Source organism: Herbaspirillum sp. B65 (assembly GCF_000333555.1).
Lineage (GTDB): Bacteria > Pseudomonadota > Gammaproteobacteria > Burkholderiales > Burkholderiaceae_D > Herbaspirillum > Herbaspirillum rubrisubalbicans.
In genome coordinates this window covers 1-670 of sequence record NZ_BADI01001192.1, presented here as the reverse complement: position 1 = coordinate 670, position 670 = coordinate 1, and the positions used below count along the sequence as shown (strand labels likewise).

2 protein-coding genes are annotated in these 670 nt (G+C 42.8%); both read left to right on the top strand.

Annotation, left to right across the window (positions count from 1 at the left end):
- Positions 1–263, top strand: a 263-nt coding sequence (locus tag I5W_RS28480) for a Dabb family protein (RefSeq protein WP_042721901.1), incomplete at its 5' end; no start/stop codon positions are given.
- Positions 264–464: 201 nt separating this feature from the next.
- Positions 465–662 carry an energy transducer TonB gene (locus I5W_RS34380; protein WP_083862213.1) on the top strand — a complete coding sequence of 66 codons (198 nt, stop codon included), beginning with the start codon at positions 465–467 and terminating at the stop codon, positions 660–662.
- Positions 663–670: the final 8 nt, after the last annotated feature.

Below are 670 nucleotides of genomic sequence, written 5' to 3'. Positions count from 1 at the left end.
ATAAAGCCGATAAAGATCAGCTGATAGCAGGTTTGAATACCCTGATCCCTATCCCACACATCCGCCACATCCATATCGGGGTACCGGCCGATACCAACCGCGATGTGATCGACAGGTCGTACGATGTATCGCTGCTGATCCTGTTCGATTCGCCGGAGGCGCAGGAAGCTTACCAGGTTGACCCTACCCATGTGATTTTCGCCGAGGAGTATGCCAAGCCGCTTTGCAGCAAAGTAGTGGTGGTTGACAGCGTAAATATTTAACTCATAAAACGCAATAAATTAAAACAGATAAAGTTAATATTGCATAATAATTTCGCACATTTAAATTTTGCACAAATAATATGTTACCTAAACCTACCACGCTGATTATAGTTTTAGCAGTATCTTTTTCGTTTTCAAAAGCTTATTCGCAAACTGATACGACTCAATATGACTTGGGCCATTTAAGTACAAGGTCGTGTTATCTGTACCTTCGTTGTTGAGAAAGACGGTTCGCTAACCGACATTAAGGTGGTTAGGGGTATTGGTAGCGGTTGCGACGAAGAAGCAGTTCGTGTATTGAAAAATTCACCAAAATGGAAACCTGGTATACAAAACGGTCGTCCGGTTCGTGTGCAGTACAGTGTTCCAATCAGCTTCACATTAGCTTCTGAAGAATAATCAATGCC